12 protein-coding genes and 1 tRNA gene are annotated in these 15,559 nt (G+C 58.7%); 9 read left to right on the top strand and 4 right to left on the bottom strand.

Annotated features, from left to right (window positions below):
• Window positions 1–6: 6 nt before the first annotated feature.
• Window positions 7–1,593 carry a zinc-binding metallopeptidase family protein gene (locus tag K9U38_RS08090; protein ID WP_224493843.1) on the bottom strand — a complete coding sequence of 529 codons (1,587 nt, stop codon included), beginning with the start codon at window positions 1,591–1,593 and terminating at the stop codon, window positions 7–9.
• Between the two features lie 111 nt (window positions 1,594–1,704).
• On the opposite strand from K9U38_RS08090, the gene K9U38_RS08085 reads away from it, so the two are divergent.
• The 6 genes from K9U38_RS08085 (at window position 1,705) to K9U38_RS08060 (ending at window position 8,095) form a co-directional block, all read left to right on the top strand.
• Window positions 1,705–2,595: a LysR substrate-binding domain-containing protein gene (locus K9U38_RS08085; protein WP_224493842.1), complete on the top strand. Its 891-nt coding sequence runs from the start codon at window positions 1,705–1,707 to the stop codon at window positions 2,593–2,595.
• Between the two features lie 128 nt (window positions 2,596–2,723).
• Window positions 2,724–3,830: an ABC transporter ATP-binding protein gene (locus K9U38_RS08080; protein ID WP_224493841.1), complete on the top strand. Its 1,107-nt coding sequence runs from the start codon at window positions 2,724–2,726 to the stop codon at window positions 3,828–3,830.
• A gap of 49 nt (window positions 3,831–3,879) precedes the next feature.
• A complete protein-coding gene (locus K9U38_RS08075) occupies window positions 3,880–4,995 on the top strand; it encodes an ABC transporter substrate-binding protein (protein ID WP_224493840.1) in 1,116 nt (371 codons plus the stop codon).
• A 65-nt stretch (window positions 4,996–5,060) separates the two neighbouring features.
• Entirely contained in the window at window positions 5,061–5,894 is an 834-nt protein-coding gene (locus K9U38_RS08070; RefSeq protein ID WP_224493839.1) for an ABC transporter permease, read from the top strand.
• 9 nt (window positions 5,895–5,903) lie between these two features.
• Complete coding sequence (locus K9U38_RS08065) at window positions 5,904–6,716, top strand: ABC transporter permease (protein WP_224493838.1); 813 nt, start codon at window positions 5,904–5,906, stop codon at window positions 6,714–6,716.
• On the top strand, window positions 6,713–8,095 hold the full coding sequence (locus K9U38_RS08060; protein WP_224493837.1) for an FAD-binding oxidoreductase: 1,383 nt from the start codon (window positions 6,713–6,715) through the stop codon (window positions 8,093–8,095). The genes K9U38_RS08065 and K9U38_RS08060 overlap by 4 nt, the downstream gene beginning before the upstream one ends.
• Window positions 8,096–8,166: 71 nt before the next feature.
• Here the strand turns inward: K9U38_RS08060 and K9U38_RS08055 are convergent.
• Window positions 8,167–8,251, bottom strand: a tRNA-Leu gene (locus K9U38_RS08055).
• A 241-nt stretch (window positions 8,252–8,492) separates the two neighbouring features.
• On the opposite strand from K9U38_RS08055, the gene lipB reads away from it, so the two are divergent.
• A complete protein-coding gene (gene lipB, locus K9U38_RS08050) occupies window positions 8,493–9,209 on the top strand; it encodes a lipoyl(octanoyl) transferase LipB (RefSeq protein WP_224493836.1) in 717 nt (238 codons plus the stop codon).
• A gap of 115 nt (window positions 9,210–9,324) precedes the next feature.
• Here the strand turns inward: lipB and K9U38_RS08045 are convergent, their stop codons facing one another.
• Both K9U38_RS08045 and K9U38_RS08040 read right to left on the bottom strand, forming a co-directional pair.
• Window positions 9,325–11,337 carry an acetyl-CoA carboxylase biotin carboxylase subunit gene (locus K9U38_RS08045; RefSeq protein ID WP_224493835.1) on the bottom strand — a complete coding sequence of 671 codons (2,013 nt, stop codon included), beginning with the start codon at window positions 11,335–11,337 and terminating at the stop codon, window positions 9,325–9,327.
• 68 nt (window positions 11,338–11,405) lie between these two features.
• Window positions 11,406–12,332, bottom strand: a complete 927-nt coding sequence (locus tag K9U38_RS08040; protein WP_224493834.1) for a DMT family transporter — start codon at window positions 12,330–12,332, stop codon at window positions 11,406–11,408.
• A gap of 183 nt (window positions 12,333–12,515) precedes the next feature.
• Between K9U38_RS08040 and K9U38_RS08035 the strand changes: the two genes are divergently transcribed.
• Together K9U38_RS08035 and parE are read left to right on the top strand one after the other, a co-directional pair.
• A complete protein-coding gene (locus tag K9U38_RS08035; protein ID WP_224493833.1) occupies window positions 12,516–12,896 on the top strand; it encodes a helix-turn-helix domain-containing protein in 381 nt (126 codons plus the stop codon).
• 132 nt (window positions 12,897–13,028) lie between these two features.
• Window positions 13,029–15,095 (top strand): DNA topoisomerase IV subunit B, encoded by a 2,067-nt coding sequence (gene parE / locus K9U38_RS08030; protein WP_224493832.1) that lies wholly within the window; start codon window positions 13,029–13,031, stop codon window positions 15,093–15,095.
• Window positions 15,096–15,559: the final 464 nt, after the last annotated feature.

Below are 15,559 nucleotides of genomic sequence, written 5' to 3'. Positions count from 1 at the left end.
CTCCTGTTAGGCGCCCGTAGGTATCCACCACTCGCGTCCGCGTGCGGTCGTGACATATTCCGGCCAGCGGAAATGGATGGGCGGTTCATAGTCGCAAAGTGGCGGCATCCATTTGGAGCCTCCGATGCCGCCACCTGTCCTTTCACTGAATTCATCCCATGCGCGCTTGCGCGCGGCATCATCCTCAAGCAGGCGCAGCGCCGTAAGAGCCACCGTTTTTGCTGCGCAGTTGACCATCGGATCGATGGTCTCCGGGATGCCACCAAGCGCATTCATCACCCAGCCCGGATAGGCGAAGCCGCGCGGGGCCCGCAGCGCCGGGCGCGCCACATAGAAGCGGACCGTAGGCGCATGCCAGGTCATGTCCGTATAGTCATCGGACGTGGAGTTGATCTGTGATGGCGGCAAGTCACGACGAAGGATCGCCTCTGCCTCCTGGGGCGAGATCAATTTCTCGCACTCGCCCATGAACGGTTCGCTCATGGCTTCGATGCCGACATTCATCTGCATCTCGCGGGCTATCGACTTCGCGGCTTCATTCCAGCGCGGCGCACCGACCGTATTCAGTGATTCCCAGGTGATATCGGCCATGGTGTGGTTAGCGAGGCCGGGACGCGACTTGCAAACCCAGTGCCGTTCAAAACGGCACCCGGTCATGGCGGCGGCATGTTCCGCGTTGCGATCAAGGCAGGCGGTAATCTGCTCCGCCATGGAAATCGTCGGAACACGCATCATGTACTGGATTTCGGCCAGCCCGGCCGGAAGGTTGTCCGCAGTCGCCTGTCCAGCGGTCAGGATAGCCTCGCTGATTGACCAGCCTCCCTGATGCGGCAGCATGGAATCACGCAGTGCCTTCGATGCCATGTACATCATCATCAGCGCATCATTGGCGCCAGGCGCACGAACCGCCGAATGGGATTGAGGGATTGGCGCGCCGTCACTCAGTCCCCAGCGCTCGGGTTGATCGCAGACAAAGCGGTAAATCATCGAATAGGCGGCCCCGCAATGCGTGTCCCAACGCACGGTGTTGCAGAGCGGCAGCATGTAGAACGGGTGGAACGAGATCATGCCATCCAGCCCGTCGTAATAGCCCCTGGCTGCATGGATCGGCTTTGACCCGCGTACTTTCTCGGCCGGTTCCCCGGTAAACCTCAAGGTTCCGGCTATACCTTGTTTTTCCATGGCGGCCTTGGTAGCAAGGAGACCGCCGAGACTTGAAATGCCGAGACCGGAATGTGGGTCCGTATGGCCGCCCGCATGCTCGCTGAGCCCTGACCTTGGGCGTTTGACTGTCGCTGCGTCCTGGCAGTTGCCCGGGACAGCATCATATTCGGCATACATGCCGACCGTCGGCGCATGGCCGTTGGAGCCGGCCCTGTTGGTCCAGTGCGCACAGAATGCCGTTGGCATGCCGCCCGATCCGGTTTCGACATCAAAGCCCTGCTTGCGTAGCAGCTGTACATACCAGTCGGCCGACCGATATTCGCGCCAGGCGGTTTCGCCGTAATCGAAAATTGTGCGAGTCCACGCGGACAGATCGTGCTTGTGATCGTCAACAAAACCCATTGCCGATGTCGCTGCCGCCGTCACCATGGTTCGTCTCCCGCTGTCAGGAGATAACCATCTGGAAGCCGAGACAAAAAGTGATATGTTTTTTCAAAACGTGCAAATTCCATTCACCTGTTCGCCGGCAAGGATCAGCTGATGCGCATACCGTCAACCCAGGCTTTGCGTTCGCTTGAAAGCTTTGCCCGCCATGGCAGCGTTTGGCGTGCGGCCGAGGAACTGCATCTGACCCGCAGTGCGGTCAGTCACCAATTGCGTTTGTTGGAACGCGACCTCGGCTTCGAACTCCTCCAGAGGGACGGCAAGGGTGTCGCGTTAACGCCGCGCGGGCGCAAGTATGCCAACGACGTGCGCAAGGCCCTGATTGTCATCGACGACGCCGGCGGACGACAGAGCCCTGTGGGCACCGGCGGGTCACTGTGCGTCAGCTGCACGGCCGGCTTTGCATCCCTCTGGCTGTGCACGCACATTGCCGAGTTTCAGGAGAAATACCCGGATGTGACTCTACGCATCATCACGCCGCGCAAACTTGACGACGTAACCGATGCGAGTGTGGATATCTTCATCGCATTTGGCGATGGCAATTGGCCGAGCCGTTCGGTCGAACTGTTGTGCGAGGTGGAGTTCACGCCGTTATGCAGCCCAGTTCTCCTTAACAATCTCGGAGGAATCGCGGAGCCCAAGGACATCTTGCGGGCGCCGCTGCTTCATCTCGGAGACTTTGACGACTGGACGCGCTGGCTCGCCCTCGCCAATGTCGACAATCCCGATTCAGAACGTGGCATCGTTTTTTCCGATATGAACCTCGTCTATTCGGCGGCCATCACGGCGCAGGGCATCGCCATGGGCGACGAGCTTACCTGCCGCAAGGCAATGAAGGCAGGCCAACTGATCAGACCGTTCGACCTCAGCATCAAGTCGCCCAAGTCGTATTTTCTGGTCACGGACTACGCCCGCATCGAGCACCCGCCGCAAGTTGCATTCACGGAGTGGTTGAAATCTCGCCTCTCTCAAACGCGCAGCGCCTGAAAGTCCGCCATGAATGGACCTTATTGCTGGCGTGAATTTCATTCACGGGTCGCGGCAATATAATTCAATTGTCGTGACGGCGGATTGTGCCTAGGCTTCCTGTCAAAACAAGGGGAAGAGGTCGATCGATGCCTCAAAGCATGCACCTGGGCGACAGCAAGGCCGCCGAGATAAACGCTGTTTCCATTGGCAAGACGTTTGGTGCGTTCCACGCACTGAAAAATCTCTCGCTCGACATTGGGCGTGGTGAGTTCCTGACTCTACTCGGACCATCGGGGTCCGGCAAGACGACCTTTCTGATGATTCTGGCAGGCTTTACTGCACCGACGACCGGACGCCTGGTCATGGACGGCCAGGACATCACGAACATACCAGCGGAAGACCGTTCATACGGCATGGTGTTTCAAGGCTACGCGCTCTTTCCGCATCTGACAGTTGAACAGAACATCGCGTTTCCGCTGAAGGTTCGCGGACGCTCTGCGGCCGACATCAAGCGCAAGGTCGGCGAGATGGTTGCGCGCGTCGGTCTTGGCGGCCATGAAAAGAAGCTTCCGGCAAAGCTTTCCGGCGGCCAGCAGCAGCGTGTTGCCCTGGCGCGTGCCCTGGTATTCGAACCCGCGGTGCTCCTGCTCGACGAACCTTTTTCCGCACTCGACAAGAACCTGCGTGAAATGATGCAGCAGGAAGTGAAGCGCTTGCACCAGGAAACTGGTACGACTTTTGTCTTTGTCACCCACGACCAGTCCGAAGCACTCGCGCTTTCCTCGCGGGTTGCAATTTTTAATCATGGCGAGTTGCTGCAGGTGGGCAGGCCACAGGACGTCTACGAGCGGCCTGCCAATCGCTTCGTTGCCGAATTCCTGGGCGAGATCAATCTCTTGCCGCTTGATACCGTCAGTCTTGAAGGCGACCGCGCCGCCGGTAAGTTCGAGGAACGCACGATCGTTCTCAATCGGACAATGCCGATGACCGGTCCGAATGCGGTTGCGGCGATCCGCCCCGAACACATGGTGATCTGCACCGAACCACAAGCCGCTGATCGCAATGCCATCACCTGCCGGGTGGAAGGCGCAACCTATTTCGGCGCTTCGACAAAATATCATCTGACAACACGCAGCGGCACAAGTCTGGCGGTTTCGATGCCGACCGCCGCGACATCGCCTATCGCACCTCAAACCGATGTTTGGGTGTCCTGGCCCATGCATCAAGGCTTTCTGCTTCCTGCCGGTAGTTAGGCGGCAGATCAGGAATGTGAGACATAACAATCCAGAGGGAAACAACAAAATGGATAACGCATTTCAAAAAGACTGCCTCGAAATCCTCGCCGGCAAGGTCGAGAAGGGCGAGATCAGCCGCCGGCGATTTACACAAATGGCGGCGATGCTGATTGCTGGAACCCCTGCGCTCTTGCGCGCAACCGGATCTTACGCGCAGGCCAAGGAACTCGTACTGGTCAATTGGGGCGGCGACGCCATGACAGCCTATGACAAGGCGTATGGCCAGCCCTTCACCAAGGACACTGGCGTGACGGTCAAGATGGATGGCTCCGGCCCGACTGAAGGCGCCATCACGGCGCAGTTCAAGAGCGGCAAGCCGAGCTGGGATCTCCTGGATATTGACCCCTTCTCCGGAATTTCGCTGGGCAAGCAGGGCATGCTTGAGGAGATCGATTATACGATCGTTGATAAAAACAAGATGCGGCCGGGTTTTGGCTGGGATCACGCCGCCTCGACCTATTTCTTCTCCTACATCATTGCTTACGACGCGTCCAAGTTCGGCGATCAGGCACCGACTGGCATGGCCGACTTCTTCGACGTGAAGAAGTTTCCCGGCAAACGATCGCTCTACAAATGGGGTTCGGCGATGTGGGAGGCAGCGCTGCTCGCCGACGGCGTTGCACCGGAAAAGCTCTACCCGCTCGACCTCAAGCGTGCGCACGACAAGATTGCGGCGTTCAAGGAGAACGTGGTCGCTTACTGGGGCGGCGGTGCCGAGAGCCAGTCGGTCCTGATGGATGGCGAAGCCTCCATGGCACTGATCTGGTCCACGCGCGCGCAGCTCCTCGAGCAGGATTCAGGCGGCAACATCAAGTTCATCTGGGATCAAGGCCTGATTTCTCCCGGAGCGCTCGGCGTCATGAAAGGCAATCCTGGTGGCAAGGACAATGCGATGAAATTCATCGCCAGCGCCCAAACGCCTGAACGGCAGCTCGAAATGTTCAATATGCTTGGACAGGGTCCGGCCAATCCTGCCACTGATGCGCTAATCCCGGCGGACAAGAAACGGGTGAATTGTGTCGATCCGGCAAACATGGCCAAGCAGATTCCGCTCAATATGGAATGGTATGCCGAGAACTACGGCAAGGCATTCGACGAATATACCAAGGTCATCTCGGCCTAAGCTGGTCTGGCGCGAGGCATAGGGCTCTCGCGCCGCCCCTCCCCCTCAAAGGCATGGGACGCTGAATGCCCGCAAAGTCGGCCACCTCCAGAAAGATTATGCTGCTGGCACCGCTTCTGCTGTTTCTGGGGCTCGCCTATGTCGTTCCCTTCCTTGGCGTCGTGCGCTGGAGTTTCACGCTTCCCGAGCCGGGTTTGGGTCAATATCGCGCGCTTTTCACCGATCCACTCGTTCAGTCGGTCTTTTTCCGCACCCTGCGCATTTGTCTCATCGTGACCGCCGCGTCGCTCACCATGGCCTATGCGATTGCCTATGTCTGGGTACGTGGAAGTTCGCTCCAGCGCACACTGGCCGAATTCTGCATTCTCGTCCCCTTCTGGATTTCGGTGCTTACACGTGCCTTCGGCTGGCTGGCGATGCTGTCAAACCGCGGGCTGATCAATACATGGCTGCAATCGGCAGGCATCATCGCCGAACCATTGGCCCTCGCCCGCAATGAGTTTGGCGTCATCATCGGCATGACGCATTTCCTCATCCCCTTCGCCGTCTTTCCAATCGCCTCGGCCATGCGCAGTATCGACGAACGCGTCCTGCTTGCTGCCCGCGGTATGGGCGCCTCAAGAACCCGCATCTTCTGGACGATTTTCGTACCGCTGACCTATGGCGGTCTCATCGGCGCCGCGCTTATCGTGTTCGTCTTCGCACTCGGCTTCTTTGTCACGCCAGCCATTCTTGGCGGCGGACGCAGCGTCATGGTGGCGGAACTCGTCTATCTTCGCATTTTCCAGAGCCCGGATTGGGGCCTCGGTGCCGCGATCAGCGTCGTGCTCGTGCTGTTCATCGGCATTCTTCTTGCGCTGATGCGACGCTTCATCAAGCCAGCGCATCTGGTAGGCTAGGAAACGAACATGCAGTCATCGCGTCCCGGCCCCGTTATTCTGATCGTCGCCACGGCAGTGGCATTGTTCCTGCTGATGCCCTTGATCGCCGTCGTTCCCGTGTCATTCACCCCGGCACGCTTTCTCTCCATGCCTTCCGGCAACCTCTCCCTGCGCCACTACCAGGCACTGATCGATAATCCTGCCTGGGCCCAGAGCATCCTGCTCAGCCTGCGCATCGGCATCCTCTCAAGCGCAACCGCCACCGCGCTCGCTACACTGTTCGGGCTAGGTATCTGGATGTTCCAGCCGCGCTTTTCGGCACTGCTCATCGGCTTCGTGCTCCTGCCGCTCGTCGTACCGCCCGTCGTATCGGCCATGACGCTATACTTCCTGATGACCACGCTCTCGGCATTCAACAACTGGATCGGCTATGACACCTGGCTAGGAGTCGCGCTTGCGCATGCCGTCATGATCACGCCCTTTGCCGTCGTGCTGATACTCGTTGCGCTCTATCAGGTGGACAGAAGGATAGATCTGGCTGCACGCGGCCTCGGTGCAAGCCTCGCGACACGGGCCTTCAAGGTCATCATCCCCAATATCAAGTTCGGCATTGCGACAGCGGCGCTGCTCTCCTTCGTGCTTTCATGGGAAGAGATCGGGGTGACGCTGTTCATTACCAGCGTCAATGCGATCACCTTGCCGCGCCTGATGTGGATGGGCCTGCGGGACAACATCGACCCTGCCATTGCGGCAATCTCGGTTCTGTTGATCCTTGTCACCGCCATCATTCTCGGCATCCGGATTTTCTTTGAAAGGCGCGCCGCGGCGAAATCCCAATGATAACGGAAGACATCCTTGCTGCGCTTCGCTTGATTGTCGGCGCAAGCGGCCTGAAGACGGCCGATACGCTGAGCCTCATTCATCCCGGCGCCGATCCGCACAATCTTGATGCGGGCGTGATGGTCGTGCCGCGCAACACAGACCAGGTCGCGGCCATTCTCAGCCTCTGCAACATGCACCGTATTGCAGTCGTCCCGCATGGCGGCCGCACCGGCCTTGCCGGAGGTGCGGTGTCCAGCCCCGGCGAGATCATCCTGTCACTGGCGGCGATGACCCGCATCGAATCCCTCTCCGCCCCAGCAGGTATCGCGATTGTCGAAGGCGGTGTCACTCTGCAGACTTTGCAAGAGGCGGCTGCATCGGCCAATCTCTCCGTCGGCATCGACATCGCTTCGCGAGGCAGCGCCACGATCGGCGGCATGATCTCGACAAATGCAGGCGGCATGGAAGCCTTTCGACTTGGCGTGATGCGACACCGGGTGCTTGGTCTCGAAGTAGTTCTGCCCGATGGTTCGATCATGAGAGACATGGTGCAGGTGGCCAAGTCAAATGAGGGTTATGATCTCAAGCAGTTGTTCATTGGCGCGGAGGGCACACTCGGCATCGTTACCCGCGCTGTCATCAGGCTGGCTCCTGGAGATGCGTTCACTGCAACAGCACTTGTTGCCTGCCCATCGGCAGCGAACGCCGTAGCTCTGTTCCAGAAACTGCAGCACAACCGCGGCATCCATCTGCTCCGTGCTGAATTCATGGCGCGAAACTATTTCGCGCTGGCCTCAAGCTTACTCGGCCCTGCTACCCTTGCTGCTTTCACTGAAGCGCCAGCCTACCTTATCCTTGAAACTGATGCAGCCAATCAGCGGCAGGCATTGTCCGCGCTGGAGCAGGCATTGGCCGATTCGATCGAAGAAGGTCTGGTTGCCGACGCAATCCTCGCACAAAGCGAGAAAGATCGCAGTGAAATCTGGAACATCCGCGAAGACAGCAATGTGATCACGCGAGCCTATCCGCATGGCTACTGGTTCGACATTTCCGTTCCCCTGCAGGAACTGGACACATGGCTGAGACAGTTCGATCAGGGCATTGCCGATTTGGGGCCGGATATCAGGGGCTTTGCATTCGGCCATCTCGGTGATGGCAACCTGCATGTCGGTGTGGCGGGTGAAAGCACCAACCCGCCGAAGGACAAGGTCAGGGCCATGATCTACGCCAACCTCAAGGAAATGGGCGGATCCTTTTCCGCCGAACATGGCATCGGCCTGGAGAAGAAGCCCGAACTCATGGCGCTCATCGATCCCGTCAAGCTTGCGCTCATGCAGTCGATCAAGAGGACGTTCGATCCCAAAGGCATCATGAATCCCGGCAAGATCGTAGGATGATGAAGGGCAATGCGGTCTCCGGAGGGGCAAGCGCCCAACTCCGCGATAAAATCAAATGGTTAGAAAGAAAATGGTGCGGTCGAGAAGACTCGAACTTCCACGTCTTGCGACACAGCGACCTCAACGCTGCGCGTCTACCAATTCCGCCACGACCGCACTCTGTGGTAGAAGCCGAACGTGTCGGCTCGCGGCATGTAGCAAATAGGTTTCAGCTAAACAAGCCCTATCGTCATTGTTTTTCACAAAGCTGTCAGAAACGTTGCCCTGCGATAGCGGACTGGAAATTTCACTTGAAAAGGTCCATATCCGGCGCACCCATCCGGGCCTGATGAATCGGCGCAATCACCGATTGCCTCGGGTCCGGACAGGCAAGGACAACCGGATCTGAAACTGCATCATGAAAACCAACCGCGACGATCTCGTCGCTGCATTTTTGCCTCAAGACGAATCACAACCGGTCGAATGGCTGATTGCCGGCGGTCTCACGGACTATGACGCGGCGCTCGCCTTCATGGAGCAGCGTGTCGCCGCGATTCGCGAGGGTACGGCACGCGAGCTTGTCTGGCTCGTCGAGCATCCCCCGCTCTATACGGCGGGTACCAGCGCCAAGGCAGATGATCTCCTCGTAACCGACCGCTTCCCCGTATATGCAACGGGCCGGGGCGGCGAATACACCTACCATGGTCCGGGGCAGCGCGTTGCCTATGTGATGCTCGATCTGAAGCGGCGGCGCGAAGATATCCGCGCTTTTGTCACAGCGTTGGAGCAGTGGATCATTTCGACACTTGCTTCGTTCAATATCAAGGGCGAGCGGCGTGAGGACAGGGTCGGCGTCTGGGTGAGGCGGCCGGAACGCCCTGCCCTGGCAGATGGCTCACCGGCGGAAGACAAGATCGCCGCCATCGGCATTCGCCTGCGTAAGTGGGTAAGTTTCCACGGCATCTCGATCAACGTGGAACCGGATCTCACACATTTTGACGGCATAGTGCCGTGCGGCGTACGCGGCCATGGTGTCACCAGCCTCGTTGATCTCGGCCTGCCGGTGGAGATGCACGATCTCGACCGGGCATTGTGCGATGCGTTCAAGGATGTATTCGGGGCAGTGGAGCGTTAGTGCCCGTATAAGTTTGCACTATCGCTAATACGTGGTTCGACGGGGCTCACCATGAGGGAGGTAAGCCGATTGCAGCGAGCCCCGTCGAACCACGCATAAACGATGGTGCTATCCCTTAATCAAATTCCATGATCACTGCATCGACAGCCAGACTATCGCCCTGCTTGGCGTTGATCGTCGAAACCGTCAGATCCCGGTCGGCGCGCAGCACGTTCTCCATCTTCATCGCCTCCACGATCGCCAGGGTTTCGCCAGCCTTCACTTCCTGCCCTTCCGTCACGTTGATCGAGACGATAAGGCCGGGCATCGGGCAAAGCAGCATTTTCGATGTGTCCGGCGGGAGTTTCACAGGCATCAGCTTCTCAAGCGCGGCCACATGTTTCTGCATGGCGTGAGCGATGATCGACATGCCTTTCCAGTCGATGCGCATACCATTGAGGACAGGTCGCAACTGCGCCTTGATCGCGCGCTCATTGACATAGCCATCCCAAACTGCATCGCCTGGCTGCCAGTCGCTGCGGATCGTAGTGACCTCGCCCCCGTGCAACGAAAGCTCGATCTTCACCGGCGGTTTTGCCGCGCTCTTGCGGATTGTCACCGGGACATAGTCGTCATTGATCCGCACTTCCCACTCGGCTCTGATCTTGCCCGTATGCGGACGCAGCCGGTCGTGCAAACGATCGAGCCGCTCCTTGCGCACCAGTTCCACGCTAAGCGCAATTGCCGCGAGGATATCCAGATCGTCCGGCGTCGGAGAAATCGGTTTGAAGCCGTCGGGAAACTCCTCGGCAATAAAGCCGGTTGACAACCGGCCTTCGCGCCAACGCGGATGCTGCATCAGCGCCGCGAGGAAGGGGATATTATGCTCGATCCCGTCAACGACGAACGTATCCAGCGCATCGGCCATGGCGTCGACTGCCTCAAGACGCGTCGGCGCCCAGGTACACAGCTTGGCCACCATCGGGTCGTAATACATCGATATCTCCGAACCCTCCGTGACACCCGTATCATTGCGGATGATCGCCTTGCCGACATGCCCCTCGGCCGGCGGGCGATAGCGGGTCAGGCGCCCGATGGACGGAAGGAAATTGCGGTATGGATCCTCGGCGTAGAGGCGGCTCTCGACGGCCCAGCCATTAAGCCGGACATCGGCCTGCCTTATCGCCAGCTTCTCGCCGGCCGCGATGCGAATCATCTGTTCCACCAGGTCGATGCCGGTAATCAACTCGGTGACCGGATGCTCTACCTGCAGGCGGGTGTTCATTTCGAGGAAATAGAAGTTACGGTCCTTGTCGACGATGAATTCGACCGTTCCGGCGCTCTGATAGTCAACCGCCTTGGCCAGCGCGACCGCCTGTTCACCCATCGCCTGACGCGTCTTTTCGTCAAGGAATGGCGACGGTGCCTCCTCGACGACCTTCTGGTTTCGGCGCTGCACCGAACATTCGCGCTCACCCAGATAGATGCAATTGCCGTAGGCGTCCGCCAGCACCTGGATTTCGATGTGGCGCGGATCGACGACGAACTTTTCGATGAACACGCGGTCATCACCGAACGAATTACGCGCCTCGGACGTTGCGCGTTCGAAGCCGTCGCGCACCTCCGATTTGTTCCATGCGATCCGCATTCCCTTGCCGCCGCCACCGGCCGACGCCTTGATCATCACCGGATAGCCGATCTCGCCGGCAATCTTTTCCGCGTGGGCAGCATCGCTGATGATGTCGAGGAAACCGGGTACGGTATTGACCCTCGCCTCATTGGCGAATTTTTTCGATTCGATCTTGTCGCCCATGGCGATGATCGCCTTGGGCTTCGGGCCGATAAAGATGATGCCCTGCTTTTCCAGAGCCTCACAAAAGGAAGCCCGCTCGGACAGGAATCCATAGCCGGGATGAACTGCTTCTGCGCCGGTCTCCTTGCAGGCGGCAATGATCCTTTCGGCCACGAGATAGCTTTCCGAGGCAGCAGCGGGACCTATGTTGATCGCTTCATCGGCCATTTCCACGTGGACCGCATCGCGATCGGCATCCGAATAGACAGCAACCGTGGTGATACCCATCTTGCGCGCAGACTTGATGACGCGGCAGGCGATCTCGCCACGGTTGGCAATCAGTATCTTCTTGAACACTCGATGATCTCCCGCCCAGACATGGCTTCGTTTCTATTGCCAATCGCGCCTTTGCTCAACTGTTCTTCTCAGTTGTATGCAGGCTCCGGCTCCTGGCGATTCTTGCCCTCACGCCACACAACATAGGCGCCCGATCCGATGATGATCGCAATGCCGAACCATTTCGATGCCGATGGAAACTCATTAAACACCACAAGCCCGATAATCACTGCCATGACGATCTCGAGATACTGGAAAGGCGCCAGCAACGAAGCCGGCGCCAGCCGCGACGCCTGAACGACGAGAAGGTGGCCGCCCGTGGCAATCGCACCGATGGTGAAAAGCAGAAACCACGACAGGCCGCCCGATGGCACGCCGAGCGTCATGTCGCTTACGTTGAATATTTGCCCAAGCCACAGGGCCACAATCACGGTTACTGTGCCGCCCACACCAGCGTAAAGCTGCATGACAAGCGGCGTGTCGGCATCGCCATAGCGGCGGTTCAGGATCAGGTAGAAGGCGAACAGCGTTGCGGTACCGAGCGGCAACAGCGAAACCCAGCCGAAAAGTTCCCAACTGGGCTGGATGACGATCAGCGTGCCGACGAAACCGATCGCAACAGCCATCCGCCTGCGCCAGCCAACCTGCTCCTTGAGGATCAGGGCAGATAGCAGGGTCAGCATCAGCGGCTCCACGAAGAACACCGCCATCGCATCGGCAAGTGGCATGTACTTGACGGCCGCAAAGAAACACAGGCTGCCAATCCCCATCAGGAAACCACGGAACAGGTTGCCCCACAGCTTGACCGGCCTCAGTGATGCGGCACCCGTCAATGCCAGAATGATCAGCACCGTCAGTATGGTTTGCACCACGAAACGCGCAAGCGTCACCGTCGCCGGCGGCAGGCTGTCCACTGTAGAAAGCCATTTGGCGATGGCATCCATCATCGGTAGAAAGAACATGGCCGCTGCCATTGTCGAAACGCCCCTCAACTGTTGTGAGGTTGTGTTTTCCATGGCGACGACCTTTCTGGATGAACCGGCGGGGAGAGTTGCTGGCATATCGGCTCTGTCGAAAAATGCAATCGTGAGCTGTATGTAAAACATCAGGATTTGTTGGCAAAATTTGACTTTTCGGCCCGCAGATGGTGCAAAGGGCCTCGCTAGATCCCCAAAAACAGCAATAAACTGGAGAAAAGCATGGCTTCTCACGCCAATATCATGACCGAGACCCCTGACATGGATACGCTTGGTGGACGCATCTCACGCGCCCGCGATGCCAAGTCCATGAGTGTCAGAGAGGTGGCAGGACGCATTGGTGTAAAGCCACAAACCGTTATGGCCTGGGAATCGGATCGATCGGAACCACGCGCAAATCGGCTTGTCATGCTGGCCGGGTTCCTCGGCGTAACCCCCACCTGGCTTATCCATGGCATCGGGCAATCGCCCGTTGAGGACAACGCAGACGAGAGTGCTTCGGGCCTATCAGCCGAAATCCGGACGCTCAAGGAGCACCAACAGATGCTGGGCCGGCGCATTCAGCATCTGGAAAGTCTGGTCGCGCGCATGGAACCTGCTTGAAACCTGTTTGCTCATCGCATAGTCCTGTGGTGAAACCCGTGAACAGACCGCGAACTCCCATCGCGTTTCACAATGAAGCATGCAAAGATCGTCAGTGATTCGAATCTGATGTAATATTGGCTCTATACGACCATGGATGATAATAACGACCTCTTTTCGAGGATAGTGAAAACTGCCCGCGAACGTCAGGCAGCGGCCCCGCAGCCGCGGGCAGAGCCTGCGCCCGCCATTGTCCCACCCGCTCGGCCAGCACCGCGTTCAGCGCCCGAAGGCAGCTACAGCGCGGCCGATATCGAAGTACTGGAGGGGCTGGAGCCAGTCCGGCGGCGCCCCGGCATGTATATTGGCGGCACCGATGAACGCGCGCTGCACCACCTCTTTGCCGAAGTCATCGACAACTCCATGGATGAGGCCGTGGCCGGCCATGCCAATTTCATCGATATCGATCTCGATGAAAACGGCTATCTGTCGGTCACGGACAATGGCCGCGGCATGCCTGTCGATCCGCATCCGAAGTTCAAGGACAAGTCTGCGCTCGAAGTCATCATGACGATGCTCCATGCCGGCGGCAAGTTCGACTCCAAGGTCTATGAAACTTCCGGCGGCCTGCATGGCGTCGGTGTTTCGGTCGTCAACGCTCTATCGGACTTTGTCGAGGTAGAGGTCGCGCGTAACCGGCGCCTCTACCGCCAGCGCTTCTCGCGCGGCAAGGCTCTTGGCCCGCTCGAAGAGGTCGGCGAGGTGCAGAACCGGCGTGGCACGCGTGTCACCTTCCATCCCGATGCGGAGATCTTCGGCCATGCCGCCAGGTTCGATCCGGCCCGCCTCTACAGGATGGCGCGCTCGAAGGCCTATCTGTTCGGCGGCGTCGAAATTCGCTGGAATTGTGCGCCGTCGCTGCTCGACCCGAAGGACCCGACGCCGGACAAGGCAGTGTTTCATTTTCCCGGTGGGCTCAAGGACTATCTCGCCGCATCCTTGGGCAAGGAGTTCCAGGTCACACGCGAAATGTTTGCCGGCAAGACCGACAAGACCGGCGGCCATGGCGCGCTCGAATGGGCCGTTGCCTGGCACGGCGGTGATGGTTTTGTCCATTCCTATTGCAATACCATCCCGACCGGAGAAGGCGGCACCCATGAAGCTGGTCTGCGCATAGCGCTTACCCGGGGTCTGAAGGCCCATGCCGACCTGACCGGCAACAAGCGCGCCTCGATCATCACCACCGACGACGTCATGATATCGTCGGCGGCCATGCTCTCCGTCTTCATTCGCGAGCCGGAATTTGTCGGACAGACCAAGGACAAGCTCGCAACCGTCGAAGCGCAGCGCATCGTTGAAAATGCCATTCGCGATCCTTTTGATCACTGGCTGGCCGCCTCCCCCCAGGAAGCGTCGAAATTGCTCGACTGGGTCGTTGACCGCGCCGAGGAGCGGGTCAAACGCCGCCAGGAAAAGGAGGTCAACCGCAAATCGGCGGTGAAGAAGCTCCGCCTGCCCGGCAAGCTTGCCGATTGCAGTCAGTCCGGTGCACTCGGAGCGGAATTGTTTATCGTCGAGGGTGACAGCGCTGGTGGCTCCGCCAAGCAGGCGCGTGACCGCGCTACACAAGCGGTCCTGCCGTTGCGAGGCAAGATTTTGAACGTCGTAAGTGCCGGTCGCGAGAAGATGACGGCGAACCAGCAGATCGGCGATCTCATCCAGGCGCTCGGTTGTGGTACCCGCGCGAAATATCGCGATGAGGATCTGCGTTATGACCGCGTCATCATCATGACGGACGCGGATGTCGATGGCGCCCACATCGCCTCGCTCCTGATAACGTTTTTCTACCAGGAAATGCCCGAGCTCATTCGCAACGGTCACCTGTTCCTGGGTGTGCCGCCGCTTTACCGTATCGCTCAGGGCGGCAAGGTGGCCTATGCGCGCAACGACGCACACAAGGATGAACTGCTCAAGACGATGTTCAGTGGCAAGGGCAAGATCGAAATTGGCCGATTCAAGGGTCTCGGTGAAATGCGCGCCGACCAGCTCAAGGAAACGACGATGGACCGCAGGAAGCGGACTTTGTTGCGCGTCCAGATCGACGAGGAATGGGCTAACGAGACCAAACTGGCCGTCGATGATCTGATGGGTACCCGTCCCGACGCGCGCTTCCGGTTTATCCAGGATCGCGCCGCGTTTGTAGAAGAACTGGATATTTAGGCGCCCTTTTCCCCCATGTGGGGAGAATGTGATTTCGGCATCTTGGCACAGCTAAGTGCTAGAAATCACAAGAGATGGACAAGTTCTGCACCCGCCAGTAATCCCCTCACTTGGATTTTCTAAGTTAGCCCCGTTAGCAAATCCATCCTCTCCCGCAAGGCGAGAGATGATCGGCATCCTGCTGCAGCCGAACCTTGCGTGGTTTACGGAATATTTCACCCCCACCCGCAGCTTCGCTGCGACCTCCCCCATCAAAGGGGAGGTCGTGATGCCAGGCCGGCTTCACCCTCCCCTTGATGGGGGTCCGTAGGACGGGCAAGACCCGTGGCTTGCCCCGGCAAGTCGGACCAAAGGTCCGGGGTGGGTGAGGTGTCCGTGCTTGTCCGCCGCAAAAATAATCAGTGAAACTTATCCACGTCCCCGAAACCTCGCTTATGCTCATTGCCGTCCTTCCCGTGGGAACT

The sequence above is a fragment of the Phyllobacterium lublinensis genome, assembly GCF_020164435.1.
Taxonomy (GTDB): Bacteria; Pseudomonadota; Alphaproteobacteria; order Rhizobiales; family Rhizobiaceae; genus Phyllobacterium; species Phyllobacterium lublinensis.
Note: the sequence above shows the minus strand (reverse complement) of the source record. Positions and strands in the feature narration are given on the sequence as shown.

What these genes read in the sequence shown, in the direction of transcription:
- K9U38_RS08070 (WP_224493839.1), top strand. Translation starts at nt 5,061, where the DNA reads ATGCCCGCAAAGTCGGCCACCTCCAGAAAGATTATGCTGCTGGCACCG.
- K9U38_RS08075 (WP_224493840.1), top strand. Translation starts at nt 3,880, where the DNA reads ATGGATAACGCATTTCAAAAAGACTGCCTCGAAATCCTCGCCGGCAAG.
- K9U38_RS08090 (WP_224493843.1), bottom strand. Translation starts at nt 1,593, where the DNA reads ATGGTGACGGCGGCAGCGACATCGGCAATGGGTTTTGTTGACGATCAC.
- parE (WP_224493832.1), top strand. Translation starts at nt 13,029, where the DNA reads ATGGATGATAATAACGACCTCTTTTCGAGGATAGTGAAAACTGCCCGC.
- lipB (WP_224493836.1), top strand. Translation starts at nt 8,493, where the DNA reads ATGAAAACCAACCGCGACGATCTCGTCGCTGCATTTTTGCCTCAAGAC.
- K9U38_RS08065 (WP_224493838.1), top strand. Translation starts at nt 5,904, where the DNA reads ATGCAGTCATCGCGTCCCGGCCCCGTTATTCTGATCGTCGCCACGGCA.
- K9U38_RS08080 (WP_224493841.1), top strand. Translation starts at nt 2,724, where the DNA reads ATGCCTCAAAGCATGCACCTGGGCGACAGCAAGGCCGCCGAGATAAAC.
- K9U38_RS08085 (WP_224493842.1), top strand. Translation starts at nt 1,705, where the DNA reads ATGCGCATACCGTCAACCCAGGCTTTGCGTTCGCTTGAAAGCTTTGCC.
- K9U38_RS08060 (WP_224493837.1), top strand. Translation starts at nt 6,713, where the DNA reads ATGATAACGGAAGACATCCTTGCTGCGCTTCGCTTGATTGTCGGCGCA.
- K9U38_RS08035 (WP_224493833.1), top strand. Translation starts at nt 12,516, where the DNA reads ATGGCTTCTCACGCCAATATCATGACCGAGACCCCTGACATGGATACG.
- K9U38_RS08040 (WP_224493834.1), bottom strand. Translation starts at nt 12,332, where the DNA reads ATGGAAAACACAACCTCACAACAGTTGAGGGGCGTTTCGACAATGGCA.